The organism is Halobacteriovorax sp. (assembly GCF_048381875.1).
GTDB lineage: Bacteria > Bdellovibrionota > Bacteriovoracia > Bacteriovoracales > Bacteriovoracaceae > Halobacteriovorax_A > Halobacteriovorax_A vibrionivorans.
In genome coordinates this window covers 297,308-314,181 of the sequence record NZ_JBLXBP010000003.1, presented here as the reverse complement: position 1 = coordinate 314,181, position 16,874 = coordinate 297,308, and the positions used below count along the sequence as shown (strand labels likewise).

The following is a 16,874-nucleotide window of genomic DNA, read 5'->3' as shown; positions in this document are numbered from 1 at the left end:
ATATAAGAACTTCATGAAAACACTAATTCTTCTACTGATCTCAAGCATGGCCTTTGGTGCACTCAGTGAAATACGCTATGATTTTTCATCACATAAAGAAAGAGCTATTTCCACATCTAAAGATAAGAAGAAAGTTCTTATTTTTCTTTCTCCAAGTTGCCCATGCTCACAAAAACAATTTGATTATATTAACTCACTCGCTAAGAAATTTGATAATGTCGAGTTTATCGGCTTCAGTTCTAATAAGCACATAAGTAAAGACTCCGCTTTAAAATATTTTGATCAATTTAAAATCAACTTCCCTATCTTTATTGATAAAGACTTAAAATATGCTAATAAGTTTTCAGCATTTAAGACACCACATGTTTTTCTAATCGATGAGAATGAAGAAGTGATGTACCAAGGTGCTGTGACAAATAAGAGAAGCCCAAAGCTATCAACAAAGTTCTATTTGAATGATGTTCTAACTGCATTAAAAGAAAATAAGAAATTACCATATACACTTTCAAAAACACTTGGCTGCTATATCGCGAGGTAAAAATGTTTAAAACAATTATTGCACTACTTCTGACAACTTCAATCATTGCCTGCCCATATCAATTTGAATCACAAAATCTTTGTGTTGATATGGAATGGACGAACGGGCCATTCGATGGAGCTCCTTCAAATTTTGAAGCCGTAGTTTACGATAAAGATTCAGGAGAGAAAATAGCTCCTGAAAGCTTAAAAGTCTATGTATGGATGATGATGGCTAACGGTCATCAACATGGTGGACCAGCAATTGAATGGGCCTATGGTGAAGATCAAGTAATTGATGGAACAGCAAAATTCTTTATGGGTCGTATGAAAGGTTACTGGCAAGTACGTTTTGAGCTTAATGAAGAAATCGTTGCTGTTGATGTGGAGCTTAAGAAGTAATGAGGTTTTTCTCATTAATCCTACTTTCACTTTTTGTTATAAGTTGTGGTGATTCACCATTCACTGGAAAGTTAGTAGATCCATTTAGAGGTGATGATAGTATTACAACGGCCCTTCGCTTTGAAACAGAATCCCTAACTATTTCACGGGAGTGGAAAAAGGGGCCACTCCTGTATGATAGCTCAAAGATTACAATATCTTTAACTGACAGTGCTGGAAATTTCACAGACCCAATTGGTAATTTCAAGGCGTATCTATGGATGCCAAATATGGGACATGGATCTTATCCAATTTCAATAAATAAGTTGGCAACAGGAATCTATGAACTAACAGACGTCTACTTCACAATGGGCGGTCTTTGGGACTTCCATTTACAATTAGAAGAAAACGGAAATATTTACGACTCAGTATCATGGCCACTTACACTTTAATCCTACTCTCACTTTTCTCATTCCAAACATATGCATCTTCTTGCTGTGGTGGAGGAGCAAATATTCCAAATATTATTCTTGGGGATCACCAGTGGGAAGCAAAGCTTGCTTATACAAATTCAACAATTACAAATGAAGCACTAGCAAGTGGTAAAATTGAATCTGTTAATTCTAAGAATGAAATTACAGAAACTATTTCTTTTAAAGGAAGTTACTTATTTGATAGCTACTATCAGATTGCGTTTGATTTACCTATAAAGAAGAGAACAGTTGAATCAACTTCAACAGAATCGAGTTCTACTGAAGTGGTTGATCCCAGTATTCAGTTCACTTGGGAGTTCTTACCAGAGTTTACCTACAACCCACTAAAACCCCGTGGTTTTATTTTCTTTAAGCAATTATTTCCAAATGGAAATTCAATTTATAATTATGAAGATCCTCTTCTATCAGACTCACTCAGCCGTGGGGTCTTTGAATCAACAATTGGTTTTGCCTTCTACAAATTAATTTATGATTTTGATTACTCGCTAACTCTTGAAGGACATTACGGATTTGAAAGAGAAATTGATGATAAAGAAGTGGCTCCTGGCTTTGGTTATTCAACCTCTTTTGGTCTTGGCCACTCTCCAAACTCAAAGCTTCGCTTAGGAACTTCACTTACCTATTGGCAAGATAGTGCTGTTTCTATTGATGGTATCAAAGGCGAAAATAAGTACTATCTCTCAACAAGCTTCAACCTATCCTATATGCTAACGAGAAGCTCATTTGTCCTAAATTATTCAGATGAAACTCTTTTTGATGTAGCAAAGAATACAAATCTAGCGAAGTCATTCTCATTTACTTATAAAATATTCAAGGATTTATAAAAGAAGAGAAAGAGACTTATAATGTTCTCTTGTTGTGTGCTGGTGATAGCAAATATAATTCACTAATTTATTTAAAGTACTCTTAGAAATATTGAGCTTCTTTGGACAATCAAGATACTTACTTGAAGCGACTCTAAGCATCTCAGATCTTAACTCTCGACCTTCATCTGTACTGATAAGTCTTTGCTCTTCTGGACTTAAGTGGTCATACTGAACAAAGCCACCTTGTTCAATAGATAACGAGACATAATCGTCATCACTAATCTCGACTCCTGAAATAGCACAAGTCTCAGTACGAGGAAAAATCCCAAGTTCAACCATTGCTTTAACTAAGAATATAAATAACTCGAAATTAGGCTCGTATGTTGGCTTTATAACTTCAGCATCAAGACGAAAGATCGCATTTGAAAGAAGTCTAAAGGTTCCTTCATGTGTGCGCTCTTGTAAGTCTAAGTCATCTTTTTGCGTGATTTGAGGAGCAAATGATTGTGTCAATTCACAATAGAAACACAGAAGATAAAAGGCCATTGGATTATGAGAAATATTCTTATGATACCACTTCTCCACATGCTCTTTAGAAGTCATGATTTCAAAACTATCTTTGATACGTCCAAAGCTCACCTTGAATAGGTAACCCACCTGTAAAACAGAAGATACCTTCCTCTTTCCTCCACCTTGTCCGCCATAGAACATCACAGAAATTTTATTTCCATTTCGAAGTAAGAGATTCCCTATCAAGTGTTTGTCTTGATATGGAATTTTATTTACAAGAATACCTTCTAATTCAACCATAGTAATACGTCCTTGGTCATTATAAAGAGATAATCACATATCTTGTAGTGAATTCTTGCAAACCAAGAGTTTCCGACTTCTTTTGTTCCAACGTATTGGAATTCTTCACCAAAACGTCCGCCTCTTCCTATCATTTGGAAATTTGTCGACTCATTTGGACAATAGCTTATATAAATATTTTCAATTCCTCTAAGGTTTACTCCATGACTTAAGGCACTTGTTGCTATTACGATTTGAGCGGGGGCCTCACACTCTCTGGCTATAAAGTCTTTGACTTCACCACCGACACAATAATCACAAGATAGACCTAAACGAGAAAAGAAACAATTCCACATAAAAACCTCTTTTCTTGTTGAGCAAAATAATATCGTTCTTCCCTGAGAGAAGAAAAGTTGTCGCCAGAGAAGCTTTAACAAGAGCAGGGGCCTTATTACGACATCCTTCTTCTTATACATATTCTTCTTTTGAAAGTTACCAATATTTAAAAGACAAAAGTGCTTAAAATTATTTTCAACATCCCTTTCAATGATACGATAAAGCTCATCTGTTATTGTCGCACTTAAGCCGATCACCTTGGTATTTGATGAAGATATTTTATATAAGAACTCAAGAAGCCTTGGACGAAATGTCTCCCCCCATTCATAGAAGAGATGAAATTCATCCAAGACAAAGAGTGAGTTTGACCTCAAAGCAAAGTCTAGATCATTCTTAGAAAAGGACTCCACAGTTGTAAGAAAGACCCCTTTATCAGAAATATTATTCACAACACAGTCTCTATCTTTTAAATCTTCCAGGATTGAACGTAAGGGAGAGACAATAATAATTCGATCAAAGTCCTCAACAAACTCCCAAATAAGCCTTGTTTTCCCCCACCCCATTGGTGCCATAAGTAGCGTGAATGAGTGCTCTCTATTGACGATCTGTGACAAAGTTGCTTTAAAACTCATACCCATTAGGTGCAAGTAGTGGTAAAAGATTGATAGCTATAACTAACTAAAATTAAAGAAAATGAATTCAATCATACTTAGAAAAGATCAAATTCAAGGTAAAAAAGCTGTTCTCACTTTTGAACAAAGTGAACATTTACGTAATGTGATCAAGGTTGAAATTGGCGACGAACTGAAAGGAACAATCCTTGAAGAAGGTCTGACAACTTTAAAGGTCTTTACCCTCGGTGAACAAATTGAAGTTATTGTAGGTGAAATCTTAGCAGGTAAACACTATCCAATAACTCTTTCAATAGCGGCAAGTCGACCTCCAACAATGAAGAAGTTATTTGAGCATTGTAGTGCAATGGGAACTAGCCGATTTAAAATACATAAGGCAATTCTAAGTGATAAGAGCTACTTAACGTCTAAAATATATGAACGTTTTGAGGAGCTGTCCCTCCTTGGCCTTAGTCAATCAGCAGTTTTTTATAAGTCACCTGAACTACATAAGACCTATCAATATGAACAAAGTCTTGCTCAAGATGAACAAAGAATTATTCTTTCACCATATGCACAAACAAAGCTAAAAGATGTTAAGATAGATATAGAGCGACCATTAACAATTGCCATCGGCCCTGAGCGCGGTTGGACAAACCAAGAGATTATGGAATTTGTCGATAGTGGTTTCCAAGAAGTAAATATTGGGCCATCAATCATGCGAGTTGAAAATGCGGCAATTTCGATAATGGGATATTTAAATCAATTAATGGAATAGGATATAGTTATGATTAGAAAAATTGAAAAGCTATTTGATGAACAAGTGAGACCAGCTCTTGCCGCTCATGGCGGAGATATCGAGCTAGTTGATTACGACAATGATAAACTCTACGTCAAAATGACTGGTGGTTGCCAAGGATGCTCTGCTTCTCAAGCAACTCTTACAGATGGTGTTGCAAGATTAGTTAAGCAGCACTTTCCAGATATCGTTGATATTGTGGATGTCACTGATCACTCAAAGGGCGATAACCCATTTATGTAATAAAGAGGGCCACTTAATAGTGGCCCTTATTTTTTGTAAATTTCAATGTATTTAACTATGCGACTTTTGTATGCTCTTCAAGCTCAGCTTCTCTCATTCCATAGTCGTCTTGAGTATGAGAAATATGTTTTTGCATATTATCTTCAGCTTCCCAATAACTTAAACCTGAAAGAATAATATTTCCACTGGTGGCAAGTGCCATGACAACAGTCACAAGCGTAATTTCTAGTAATTCCATATTTGCCTCCTAAGCTTTATCTTAGACTCTTATCGGCAACTAATTATGAAAATCCACAAAATTATATTGTTTCTTGAATGATTTCAGTAAATTAGACTATAGAATTACTCTCGAACGAGTTTCTGATATCTTACTTTTTTTGAGTCTTTTAATAGACACTCCTTCAAGTTCTTTGAGATCAGAAAGCACTTCTCCCCAAGGATTAATAACCAAAGAATGGCCAAAAGTATGGATGCCAGGGTTATTCTCTCCTGTTTGTGCACTTGCTACGACATAGCATTGCCCTTCAATAGCGCGGGCCCTTAAAAGCGTATGCCAATGGGCCATGCCAGTGGGAACTGTAAAAGCTGAAGCAAAGGTTATGAGATCGACTTTCTTATCATAATAATATTGAAGAAAACTTGGGTAGCGTAGGTCAAAGCAGATTGCAATTCCAATTTTCCAGCCAAGGACATCAATAATGAGAGGATCATTGCCTGCAATATAAATATCCCCTTCATTTATTTTCTTATGCTTTGTATTTCCTTGCTCATCTACTGTTGTGATGTCACAAGAAAATAAATGGCACTTGTCATAGCTACCAATAACATTGCCTTGAGGATCAAAGTTAATGGCCTTATTAAGAATACCTTCATCAGTTTTAAAAGCAACAGAGCCCCCAATAAGGAAGAGCCCAGAATCAATGGCCAATTGCTTGATGTTATCAAAGTGTTCATTGTTCCACTCCACAAGATAAGGGCTTGGCGCTCGACCATTGGAGATCGAGTAAAAACACTCAGGCAAGAAGGCCACTTGGGCCCCCTCTTCTTTTGCTTGAGTTAAGTATGTTTTAATTTTTTTTAGATTTGATTTGTAATCAAGAGTTGAAGATACTTGAATATTGGCAACGACCAATTCATTCATTATATTTTCTTTCCTATTGCATAGTAAGTGAAACCTTCATCTAAAACTTTCTGCGTTTTAAAAAGGTTTCTAGCATCAAAGATCACTTTTTCATTTAAGCGGGCCGAGATTTCTGAAAAGTCAGGAGTTGAGAACTCTCTCCACTCTGTCACTGTAACCATTGCATCACAACCACTTAGACAGTCATACTTATTAGACACTTCTTCAATTGATTTATGATACTTTTCACCAACGGCCTTCATAAAATTTGGTCCACCTTCTGGATCAAAGAAGCGAACCTTTGCACCAGCATCGATTAGATCTTGAGCCATATAAATTGCTGGCGACTCTCTTACATCATCGGTATTTGCTTTAAATGCAACTCCCCAAAAAGCGAAAGTCTTTCCACTTAAGTCACTACCGTAATGTTTTTTTATCTTTGTTGCCATGTATAGCTTTTGCTCATCATTAACATCTTCAGTTGACTCAACAACTCTTAGTGTATGGCCATGTTCTTTTGCTGTATAAATTAAAGCTTTAACATCTTTTGGAAAACATGATCCTCCATAACCAGGTCCTGGATAAAGAAAGTGAGAACCAATTCTTCTATCACTTGAGATACCTTGGCGAACTTCATTAATATCCGCTCCAAGAGTGTCACAAAGTCTTGCAATATCATTTATAAAAGAAATCTTAGTTGCTAAGAAACAGTTGGCCGCATACTTTGTCATCTCTGCCGAAAGATTTGACATCATATAGATAGGGTTCCCCTGCTTAACTAAAGGCTCGTAAAGTTCTTCCATGGCATTTGCAGCTTCAGGATCATTATGACCGATAACAACACGATCAGGTCTCATGAAGTCTTCAATCGCTGAGCCCTCTTTTAAGAATTCAGGATTGTTAACAATGTGAAATTTCTTGTTTGTATTTTTAGCAACAATCTCTTTAACTTTTTCACAAGTTCCAATTGGAACAGTTGATTTAATAACAATGATTGCATCATCACTAATATTTTTTGCAACATCTTCAGCTGCTTGAAATAAATATGAAAGGTTTGCACTGCCATCATCTCCAGAAGGAGTTCCCACAGCTAAGAAAATAGACTTTGAATCTTTTACTGACTCAAGTCCTGTTGAAAACGTTAATCTTTCTGCCTTAATATTTCTTTCTAAGAGATCATTTAGACCCGGTTCAAAAATAGGTGATTCACCACGTCTCATCATGGCAACCTTACTTTCATCAATATCAACGCAAGTTACAGTGTGACCAATTTCAGCAAAACATGTTCCGCTAACGAGTCCAACGTAGCCTGTTCCAATAACTGTAATTTTCAAGTTTCTTCCTTTTTAAAAATTTATACTAGATTAGCACTATTTATGTTAACTTTTAAGCCTTAAGAGGGAAATTAAAGAATATGCTCAAGGCGTCATATAAGACAATTCTAAAAATCATTTTTGCTGTGGCCATTCTCTACTGGCTGGCCAAATCCGATAAGCTCGATCTTAGCTTAATTGGGCAGGTCCTTAAAAATGGGCCATGGGCGCTGATCGCATTCTCTCTTTTAATTCTAGGTTCATTCTTGGCCGCTTTTCGCTGGTCAATGCTACTGAAGACAAAGAGTGAAAAGATTCATATTAATAAGATCTATCCAATTAATTTAATTGGGCAATTTTTTTCAACTTTTCTCCCGGGTGTTGTTACAGGGGACTTTCTTAAGCTTCTCTATGTAAGAGACTGTGATCCACTTTTAAGGAAATCATTTCTTTTAAGCACTGTTTTAATTGATCGAATCATTGGACTTATTGGACTCATCATTGTTGCTGGACTATCTTCAATTTACTTTTATGGAGATCTCGTTAACCTTTCACCTAAGGTGAAACCTCTTATCTCATTTAACATTATGCTTCTTCTTGGAGCGAGTGTTTTTCTCATTATCTTATTTATGCCTAAGGCAATTAAGAAACATGTCATTGAATTACTTAAAATCTTACCTGTCATTGGAAATAAGCTTTCAGATATTACTGAAACATTCTGGCGTATTGGTGAAAATCGACGCGTAATTATTAAGACCATAACTCTTTCCATTCTTATTCATATGATTGCGATCACAGCATTTTGGAGTCTCAGTCACTCTTTTCTAAATACGAATATCGGAATTAAACAACTTTTCAGTATTGTACCAATCGGACTTATTTCGATTGCAGTACCTGTATCACCTGCAGGTGCTGGAGTTGGACACTTAGTCTTTGAAGAATTATTCAAGGCATTTGGACAAGAAAAAGGCGCCTCTTTTTTCAACCTATATTTCTTGGTCAATATCACAGTTAATCTTCTTGGTGTAATTCCCTATGTTCTTTGGAAAAAGAAGCATACTTTCAAAGAAGTTGAAGCACTAGAAGAAGCTTAACTCTATTTAAAAATAAAAATTTTCTTTGGGTCGATATGGCCATACTGACGCCACTTCGTTTTAAGGGCCTCAATTTTTAAAAGAAATTGCATATCTCTTTTTCGGTCATTGAGTTTTCTAACCTTCTTCGACTCTTTTACAAGTGGACCTCTGGCATCGTAAGGAAGAACAGAGATATCATCAAGTAACATTGTCTTGCCTTCATGAGTGATTGTTCTTGCTATGAAGAGATCATCCTTTACAAGCTGAAGAGTGAATTCATCTTTTGGGATATAGAATTTTGAATTATGAAGAATGTCTTTAAAGACATGTTTCTTAAAAAGATTTTGACCACGGTACTCAAAGAGAGAATGATTAATTTCAAGCATCGCTTCTTTCTTAGAGTCATCAATCGAAATATCTGAAAGATAATTCTTAATTAAAGGACCAGCTGAATCTTGATCACGTTGAGTGATATACCAATAAACGAAACCGTTCATACGAGATTCATAGTCTTCGTCTTCTTCTGATAGCTTACCAGTTAACTTGAAATACTCTTCTTTTGCTGATTTTAACTTTTCGTAATAATCATTTGAAGAATATCTCTGAATAGCTTCATCTAATATATTTCTAAGCTCATCCATTTTTATTTTTTCCCACCAGCATCTTCATCAGTTGAAAGAACAGCAAGGAATGCTTCTTGAGGTACTTCAACAGAACCTACCATCTTCATTCTCTTTTTCCCTTCTTTCTGTTTCTCTAAAAGTTTTCTCTTTCTTGAAACGTCACCTCCATAACATTTTGCAAGAACGTTCTTACGAAGAGCTTTAACCGTTTCACGAGCAACAATTTTAGCACCAATAGCTGCCTGTATGGCAATATCAAACTGCTGACGATCAATGATTTTTCTTAGACGCCCAACTAGATCACGTCCTTTGTAGTAAGCATTATCTTGGTGACAAATGATTGATAGTGCATCAACTTTTTCACCATTTAAAAGAACGTCAACTTTTACAAGCTTAGAGGCAGCATAGTCCTTAAACTCGTAATCCATTGAAGCATAACCTTTAGTATAACTTTTTAGTTTATCGTAGAAGTCGTAAACCATCTCACTTAAAGGAAGATCATAAGTAACTTGAACTCTCTCTTCAGTGATATATTTCATATCAGTTTGAATTCCACGCTTCTCTTCACATAGACGAATAATTTTTCCAACAAACTCATTTGGTACGTGAATAGCGATTGAAACCATTGGCTCAGTAATTTCTTCAAAAGTTCCTGGCTCAGGCATTGTTGATGGGTTTTCAACGTCAACAATTTCACCATCAAGCATTTTTACTTTATAAGACACAGAAGGTGCAGTTGAAATTAGATTTAAACTAAACTCACGCTCTAATCTTTCTTGAATAATATTCATGTGAAGGAGGCCAAGGAATCCACAACGGAAACCAAAACCTAGGGCCTGAGAAGTTTCAGGCTCATATGTAAAAGATGAATCATTAAGGGCAAGCTTCTCAAGTGCATCTTTTAAAATTTCATAATCAGTTGAATCAACAGGGAAAATACCACAGAAAACCATTGGTTTTACTTCTTCGTATCCACCTAAACTTGGCGTATCTTTCGCTTTGGCATTAACAACAGTATCCCCAACCTTTACGTCACGGATGTTCTTAATACCACAGATAACCATACCTACTTCACCAGCACCAAGCTCTTTTACTTCAGTAAAAAATGGTGTGTTAACAGCAAGCTTTAAGACTTCATATTCTTGATCTGAATTTTTCAGATAAATTTTATCTTTCTTTGAAAGTTTTCCTTCAACAACTCTTAGCAAGAAGATAACTCCTTGATATGGATCAAACCATGAATCAAAGATCAGTCCTTGAAGTGGTGCATCTGGATTCCCTTTTGGAGAAGGGATTTTTGCAACAATTGATTCAAGAAGATCTTCAACACCAAGTCCCGATTTTGCAGAAACTTCATCGGCCTCAAGCGCTTCGATCCCAACAACGTCTTCAATCTCCTGCTTTACACGATCAGCATCTGCGTGAGGAAGATCGATCTTATTAAGAACAGGCATGATCTCGAGATCATTTTCAATGGCCATATAAACATTTGCAAGTGTTTGTGCTTCTACACCTTGAGATGCATCCACGACAAGAAGTGCACCATCACATGATGCAAGTGAGCGCGATACTTCATAAGAGAAGTCAACGTGACCTGGAGTATCGATAATATTCAGATAGTAAGTTTGACCATCGCGAGCTACATAATTAAGACGAACCGTTTGGGCCTTAATTGTAATACCACGCTCTTTTTCAAGCTCCATATTATCAAGAATTCGATCTGACTTTTCTCTGTCAGTAATGGAACCTGTCTTTTCAATTAAACGATCCGCAAGGGTCGACTTCCCGTGGTCAATATGGGCAATAATAGAAAAGTTTCTAATAAATTTACTATCGATCATTGTAACTATAACTCCGCTAAATTCGTTGATCATAGCATAGATTTTTAAGGATAACTATTATATTAGAGGGGTTTTGGGCCCAGGCGTCATAAATTTTATGATGCCTGAACCTCTTTAGTCATAACCATAAGGTAATAATCTAGTGACGACTCGCGTCCACGAATAGGTATTACAGAAGCATAACCTTCGTAAACGTATTCAATAACTTCTTCGACTTCTTCACTTTGCTCAGCAGCATCTGCTTCATCACCTTCGATATCAACCTTTACTGAAATCTTATCACCAACTTCTTTATCTGATTTTTTAGTTTCATCACGTTTAGCAATCTTAATCTCTTGGTTTTCAATCTTTGATCGACGCTTAATGGCAAGTTCATAAGTTTCAATAATGCACTGTGGAATAATCGAATCAGTCATAACCTTACCAATCGTATCCTCAGACTGAACTTGTAGGAGTTGATAAATCTGATTATTCATATACATCAGCTCCCCTTTTGCATTTGCTAAGAGAACTGGCCTTTTAACCATATTGGCCAAAACATCAAACTTTCTATTTTCAACGACAATCTTATCTGCTCTTAATTCTTCAAACTTTTTGAATGAGTGAATCATTTTATTCATCTCTTGAGCAATCTCACCAATTTCATCGTCTTGAGAATAATAAATGGAAACATCAAAGTTACAATCCTGTAGCTCTCGAATTGCATCCTTAATTTTCTTAAACGGTAAGGCGATCTTTCCAGGGATGACCAGACCTAAAATAATTGTCCAAAGAAAAGCAATAATTAAAGTAATCATCATCTTACGCTTTGTCTCGTTGATGATACTTTTGATCTTCTCTTCTCTTTCTACATTTTGATAATATTGAATATCTTGAAACTCAGAAAATGCATCTAGAATTTTATCGGCCAGCTCCCCAATAGAAGTCATACCAATATTATTTCGATGAAATAATGAAGCTTTACTTAAGATAACCTTCAATGAGTCAGTATAAGATAACATCTGACCAATGATCTTCTTCACCTCTGGCTCATCGTAGTGAGCATCAAGTCTTTGCAGTTGCGAAGTAAATGATTCACAAAGGTTTAAAATTCTTTCCACCATCTCAGGTGTCGGTTTCTTCGTTAGAATTCTTCGTTGATTTTTTAATATTTGAACCGCAGAAATTCTAACCTCATCAGTAATAAGTGTTACTTTATTAGAGCGATCAGTAATTGATTCAATTTCTTTATTCAAATTATTTAAATGATAGAACACGATAAACGCAAGAAGTATGACCACTGCTGCGGCCAATGAGAAACTTGTTGCGACTCGGTTTCTTAATGATAAATTCAAAATTATTCCCCTTTATGCGTCTTCTAAATCCGCAAAAAGCTTATTAAAATTCTTCTCACTACCTACCAGAACAACGATGTCATCTGACTCGATAATATCCATCGGCATCGGACAATCGTTAATCTCCATACGATAAGCAGACTTACCGTCTTCAGTGATATATGGAACTTTCTTTTGAAGAGCGACAATATTGAGTGAGTAATTCTGACGAATCTTACTTTCAACAAGTGTCTTTCCTTCAAATTTCTTTCCTAACTTAAGTTCGACAATAGAATAACCAGCAGCAAAGTTATAACGTTGAAGAACGTGAGGTGCGATGATTTTTGAAGCGACAATCTCCCCCATCTCCTCTTCAACCTTAATAATTTCAGAGGCCCCAATTTCATGCAAAACGTGCTCATGTAGTTTTGAAGTGGCACGAGCAATAACTCGACCAACACCCAGTTTACGAAGCATTGTTACGGCCATAATTGACATTTGAATATTATCCCCAATGGCAACTACCGCTGTATCAACATCGGAAATATTTACTGAACGTAGAGATCTTTCGTCTGTTACATCAAGTGAAACAGCGTGAGTTGTACGGTCTTTAATCTTATCAACTAATTCATCATTCTTATCAATTGCAATAACTTCTGCGCCTTTTTCAAAAAGACCAACAGCAGTTTTTGCTCCGAATGTTCCTAGCCCAATTACAGCTACTAGCATGTATATTCCTTTATTCTAATAAATTCTATTTTAACCAATCATTATTCTTCCGTCAGGATAGTCTAATTTACCTGAGTATTTCTGTCTTTCACCAATTGCTAAAATTAATGTTAATGGACCAATACGTCCAATTAGCATAAGAAATGAAATTGCCAACTTCCCTGCCATTGTTAAAAACGGTGTAACACCTAAAGTAAGCCCTACAGTCCCACCAGCACTTAGTACTTCAAAAAATAAAGGTAAGAAGTTTTGGTTTGGTTCAATTTTCATCATAATAAAGATGAAAGCTGTTGATACAACAATTGATATAAACATCAGGGCCGTTGCACGAACAACAACTGGACCAGCGATCTTACGATCAAACATCATAACGTTCTTATCACCTTTAAGTGTCGATATAATTGATTGAACAAGAATTGCAAGAGTTGTGGTCTTAACCCCACCAGCAGTTGAACCAGGCGATCCACCAATGAACATAAACATGGCCATCATATATATCGTATATGAATGTAAGTTTGTTAGTGGAATTGTATTAAATCCAGCAGTTCTTAATGTTACAGACTGGAAAGTTGCAATCTGTATTTTTTCCCAAAGATTGTAACCATCTAGTGCTCCAAGGAATTCTCCAAAGAAAATAAAGATAGCACCACCAACAGTTAAGGCAAAAGAAGTAATTAGAACAACTTTTGTGTGCATTCCAAGACGGACAATTGTCTTTTCTCGAGTCACAACTTGTTTAAGTTCCTTTAGTGCAATAAATCCAATCCCACCTAAGGTAATCAAGATTGAAATCGTCCCATGGATAAGAGGATTCGTTGCATAATTTTCTAATGAGTTATCAAAGAGAGCAAACCCAGCATTACAAAATGCCGAAATACTGTGGAAAAACCCATTATATAAAGCATCTCCAAATTCAAATCCTTCAAATGTGAAACCAATCGTTAAAATGATGGCACCCCATAATTCGATAATGAATGTGTATTTAACAATACTAATAATCATGGCCACAAGTTCTTCTAAAGATGAAACATCTAAAAGGTCTTGCATGATGATACGATCCTTCATTTTTAAAGATCGCCCTAGCACGATGGCCATTGAAGAATATAAAGTCATGATGGATAGACCACCAATTTGAATGAGTCCTAGAATTATAAGCTGCCCAAACATACTAAAGCTTGTTTTAGTACTAAGAGTGGCTAGCCCCGTAACACAAGTAGCTGAAGTTGCCGTAAATAGCGCATCGACAAAACTAATCGAATTACCATCAGCAGCGGCCATTGGAAGCATTAATAAGAATGTACCAACTAAGATAACTCCACCAAAGGTAAAGAGAACCCACTGGGCAGACGTTAGTTTTATCTTATTCTTTATTGCTTCAAAACGATTAGCATAAACCCGAGGGGCCTGTTCTCCCCCATCATCATATAAAGATAAAATTGTTGATAGCAAGTGAGCACTTGCGAGTAAATATGTAAACTCAACATCTCCCCAGGTAATTAAACAGGGAATGAAAACTAAGAGGGAGAAGACGTAGCGCCTAAAGAAGTCCTCTCCGTTTTTTGATTCAATAATATTTTTTAAAACAGTAAGAGCAATAGCAATAGGAACAACCCAGACCATGAGGTCTAGAGTGTTAGTGATAAACTTTTGATTCCAAGTAGCCGGTATCTTCTTATTACTATATAAGGTGTATAAGAGGATAAAACTTCCATTAAAAAAAAGTTCAAACAAGAATGACAATTTTTGTAATAATGATGCCATATTATTTAATAATATTACTAATTTAGCTAAGTTGATACTTATAGCAGATTGAGACATATTTTCCTATGAAGAAAAGAACGAAACCCAACAAATCACTCAAGTTTCAAAAATTTGATGTGAATTTTAAAGTCGAACATATCGACTCTATTGGACAAGGTGTTTCAAAACTCGAAGACAAAATAACTTTTATTCAAAAATGCCTCCCCAATGAAGAGGGTGTCGCTGAAGTCTATAAAGCAAAAAAGAATATTCAATTTGCAAAGCTAAAGCATATTGATAAAGCTTCTCCAATTAGAGAAGAATCCAAGTGTCCCTATTTCAACGAATGTGGTGGATGTCACTTTCTACACACTAGTTACGACGATGAACTAAAATTTAAAAGACAAGCATTCCTGGATAATTTTTCACGTCAGTATAAGATTGATTTATCTCAATTACTCAAGGTACATAAGGCAAGTGAAAGGTATGAATATCGTAATCGTATTCAACTTCACTATAATAAGAAGACTAATTCGCTAGGTTTTTTCAATGAGGACAATACTAAAATCATCTCTATTGATAAATGTCTCATGGCCAATGAAAATGTAAACAATGCCCTATTCTCTCTTAAAGAAAATTGGCAAAAAGAAGCAAATAGACCCAAAGGGCATGTCGAAATTTTTGAAAGAGATGGTAAAGTCTTAAAAACATATGACTCAAGATATTCTGCTCAAGGATTCTTACAAGTTAATCCACCAATGAATCAGAGACTTCTCGAGCTTATTGAAGGGCACATGAGACAGTTTACAGACTCGAACTCAACAACTGTCGATCTATTTGGTGGAAATGGTAATTTAACAAAATCACTAAACCATAGAAGTATTGTTATTGATGCAACACCAGCTAAGTATATAAAGCTTCAAAACCAAAAGACTCAAGAATATCATGAAGTTGATATTTACAACTCATCAGCAATAGAACAGTTAAAGAAATTGAATGTTGAAGAGGTCGATCTCTTAGTAATAGACCCTCCCAGAAGTGGACTTAAGAATATCGATGAATACACTAAGTTATTTAAACCAAAATATATCATTTACGTAAGTTGTAACAATCAAACTCTTGCTCGAGATACTGCAAAAATTTTAGCAGAATATGATGTCCAAGAGGCTCATCTATTTGACTTTTTTCCCGGTACCCGACACTTTGAATCGGTTAATATTTTTAAACATAGGAAAGCTTTGTAAGTTCTTAGATTAACGTTGTAAAGAATCGTTAAAACAATTACAATTAAAGTAGTCTAACCACGATAACTATTAACATTTGGCGTATTTATGAGAAAAAGAAATTCCCTACTTTTCATTGTAATTAGTTTAGTTTTTCTGATGACTTCATGTTCATCAGGACAAAAAGATAATTCAGATAAAAAAGCAGAACTTTTTTATACTTATGGAACTCAAAAAATGATTGATCAGGAATACTCTCAAGCATTAGAAGCTTTAGAAAATGCCAATCAATTAAAACCAAATGATACCAAAACTCTTAACAACCTTGGACTAGCCTACTTCTTCAAAGATCGTCCAGAAAAGGCAAAGAGATTAATTCTTAAAGCAATTGAAATTGATCCAAAAAATTCTGATGCAAGAAATAATCTTGCTTCAATCTATTTTAAAGAAGGAAAGATTGATTTAGCTGAAAAGCAATACAAGGAAGTTTTAAAAGATCTAGTCTATCGCTACACATACAGAGTTAAGTACAACCTTTCATTAATTGAACTTAAAAGAGGAAATAAGCAAAAGGCCAAGGATTACCTAAAAGAAGTACTGGGCTACACACTAGACTATTGTCCTGCTCCTTATCAACTAGGTATTCTATTGCATGAAGAAGGTAAGATTGCTGAAGCAATTAAAAACTTTAATATTGCTAAGACTGGAAAGTGTAAAGACCAACCAGCAGCATATTTTGAGTTAGGAAAGATTTATCAAACATTAGGTGAAGAAGAGAAAGCAATTGCTGAATTTAATCATGTTATTGAAGCATTCCCTCGCACACAATACGCCAAGAGAAGTTTAAAATTTAAAAATAAATTAATGAAAAAAATCTATTATTCAAAGAAAAATAAGAATAACAATCTTTAAAAAGGCGTT

At 35.6% G+C, this 16,874-nt stretch carries 19 protein-coding genes; 9 read left to right on the top strand and 10 right to left on the bottom strand.

Translation table 11 applies throughout. The features are described 5' to 3' along the window. Window positions 1–13: 13 nt before the first annotated feature. The 4 genes from ACN5L8_RS09995 to ACN5L8_RS09980 are packed head-to-tail and all read left to right on the top strand — an operon-like array spanning window position 14 to window position 2,215. A complete protein-coding gene (locus ACN5L8_RS09995; protein WP_419172950.1) occupies window positions 14–538 on the top strand; it encodes a redoxin family protein in 525 nt (174 codons plus the stop codon). A 2-nt stretch (window positions 539–540) separates the two neighbouring features. Next, window positions 541–918 (top strand): hypothetical protein, encoded by a 378-nt coding sequence (locus ACN5L8_RS09990; protein WP_419172949.1) that lies wholly within the window; start codon window positions 541–543, stop codon window positions 916–918. After that, complete coding sequence (locus ACN5L8_RS09985; RefSeq protein ID WP_419172948.1) at window positions 918–1,349, top strand: hypothetical protein; 432 nt, start codon at window positions 918–920, stop codon at window positions 1,347–1,349. The genes ACN5L8_RS09990 and ACN5L8_RS09985 overlap by 1 nt, the downstream gene beginning before the upstream one ends. Beyond that, window positions 1,331–2,215, top strand: coding sequence for a hypothetical protein (locus ACN5L8_RS09980; protein WP_419172947.1), 885 nt, complete (start codon window positions 1,331–1,333; stop codon window positions 2,213–2,215). Before ACN5L8_RS09985 ends, ACN5L8_RS09980 begins: the two co-directional genes overlap by 19 nt. Here ACN5L8_RS09980 and recO read toward each other — a convergent pair. Both recO and ACN5L8_RS09970 read right to left on the bottom strand, forming a co-directional pair. Further along, a complete protein-coding gene (gene recO, locus ACN5L8_RS09975; protein ID WP_419172946.1) occupies window positions 2,210–3,007 on the bottom strand; it encodes a DNA repair protein RecO in 798 nt (265 codons plus the stop codon). The two genes, ACN5L8_RS09980 and recO, sit on opposite strands and share 6 nt — an antisense overlap. Further along, on the bottom strand, window positions 2,995–3,954 hold the full coding sequence (locus tag ACN5L8_RS09970) for a DEAD/DEAH box helicase (RefSeq protein WP_419172945.1): 960 nt from the start codon (window positions 3,952–3,954) through the stop codon (window positions 2,995–2,997). Before ACN5L8_RS09970 ends, recO begins: the two co-directional genes overlap by 13 nt. Window positions 3,955–4,015: 61 nt before the next feature. Here ACN5L8_RS09970 and ACN5L8_RS09965 point away from each other — a divergent pair, with 61 nt between their 5' ends. Next, window positions 4,016–4,711, top strand: a complete 696-nt coding sequence (locus ACN5L8_RS09965) for an RsmE family RNA methyltransferase (RefSeq protein WP_419172944.1) — start codon at window positions 4,016–4,018, stop codon at window positions 4,709–4,711. 9 nt (window positions 4,712–4,720) lie between these two features. Continuing rightward, on the top strand, window positions 4,721–4,975 hold the full coding sequence (locus tag ACN5L8_RS09960) for a NifU family protein (RefSeq protein WP_114705602.1): 255 nt from the start codon (window positions 4,721–4,723) through the stop codon (window positions 4,973–4,975). Window positions 4,976–5,030: 55 nt separating this feature from the next. On the opposite strand, the gene ACN5L8_RS09955 is transcribed toward ACN5L8_RS09960, so the two are convergent. The 3 genes from ACN5L8_RS09955 to ACN5L8_RS09945 form a co-directional block, all read right to left on the bottom strand. Next, the gene (locus ACN5L8_RS09955) at window positions 5,031–5,213 is read right to left on the bottom strand and encodes a hypothetical protein (protein ID WP_120405387.1); all 183 of its coding nucleotides are present in this window, start codon (window positions 5,211–5,213) and stop codon (window positions 5,031–5,033) included. 96 nt (window positions 5,214–5,309) lie between these two features. Next, entirely contained in the window at window positions 5,310–6,116 is an 807-nt protein-coding gene (locus ACN5L8_RS09950) for a nitrilase-related carbon-nitrogen hydrolase (RefSeq protein ID WP_419172943.1), read from the bottom strand. Continuing rightward, window positions 6,116–7,429: a UDP-glucose dehydrogenase family protein gene (locus ACN5L8_RS09945; protein ID WP_120405389.1), complete on the bottom strand. Its 1,314-nt coding sequence runs from the start codon at window positions 7,427–7,429 to the stop codon at window positions 6,116–6,118. Before ACN5L8_RS09945 ends, ACN5L8_RS09950 begins: the two co-directional genes overlap by 1 nt. 80 nt (window positions 7,430–7,509) lie before the next feature. On the opposite strand from ACN5L8_RS09945, the gene ACN5L8_RS09940 reads away from it, so the two are divergent. Further along, window positions 7,510–8,502 (top strand): lysylphosphatidylglycerol synthase transmembrane domain-containing protein, encoded by a 993-nt coding sequence (locus ACN5L8_RS09940; RefSeq protein WP_419172942.1) that lies wholly within the window; start codon window positions 7,510–7,512, stop codon window positions 8,500–8,502. A gap of 2 nt (window positions 8,503–8,504) precedes the next feature. Here ACN5L8_RS09940 and ACN5L8_RS09935 read toward each other — a convergent pair whose 3' ends face one another. From ACN5L8_RS09935 to ACN5L8_RS09915, 5 genes are all read right to left on the bottom strand, one after another. Further along, window positions 8,505–9,125, bottom strand: a complete 621-nt coding sequence (locus ACN5L8_RS09935) for a hypothetical protein (protein ID WP_114705607.1) — start codon at window positions 9,123–9,125, stop codon at window positions 8,505–8,507. A 2-nt stretch (window positions 9,126–9,127) separates the two neighbouring features. Beyond that, a complete protein-coding gene (gene lepA, locus ACN5L8_RS09930) occupies window positions 9,128–10,948 on the bottom strand; it encodes a translation elongation factor 4 (RefSeq protein WP_133296895.1) in 1,821 nt (606 codons plus the stop codon). Between the two features lie 95 nt (window positions 10,949–11,043). After that, on the bottom strand, window positions 11,044–12,282 hold the full coding sequence (locus ACN5L8_RS09925) for a HAMP domain-containing protein (protein ID WP_114705608.1): 1,239 nt from the start codon (window positions 12,280–12,282) through the stop codon (window positions 11,044–11,046). Window positions 12,283–12,294: 12 nt separating this feature from the next. Beyond that, on the bottom strand, window positions 12,295–12,990 hold the full coding sequence (locus ACN5L8_RS09920) for a potassium channel family protein (protein ID WP_114705609.1): 696 nt from the start codon (window positions 12,988–12,990) through the stop codon (window positions 12,295–12,297). 30 nt (window positions 12,991–13,020) lie between these two features. Next, complete coding sequence (locus ACN5L8_RS09915) at window positions 13,021–14,751, bottom strand: TrkH family potassium uptake protein (RefSeq protein ID WP_419172941.1); 1,731 nt, start codon at window positions 14,749–14,751, stop codon at window positions 13,021–13,023. Between the two features lie 116 nt (window positions 14,752–14,867). On the opposite strand from ACN5L8_RS09915, the gene ACN5L8_RS09910 reads away from it, so the two are divergent. Together ACN5L8_RS09910 and ACN5L8_RS09905 are read left to right on the top strand one after the other, a co-directional pair. Continuing rightward, window positions 14,868–15,974, top strand: a complete 1,107-nt coding sequence (locus ACN5L8_RS09910) for a class I SAM-dependent RNA methyltransferase (RefSeq protein WP_419172940.1) — start codon at window positions 14,868–14,870, stop codon at window positions 15,972–15,974. 87 nt (window positions 15,975–16,061) lie between these two features. Beyond that, window positions 16,062–16,865 carry a tetratricopeptide repeat protein gene (locus ACN5L8_RS09905; RefSeq protein ID WP_419172939.1) on the top strand — a complete coding sequence of 268 codons (804 nt, stop codon included), beginning with the start codon at window positions 16,062–16,064 and terminating at the stop codon, window positions 16,863–16,865. Window positions 16,866–16,874 lie beyond the last annotated feature (9 nt).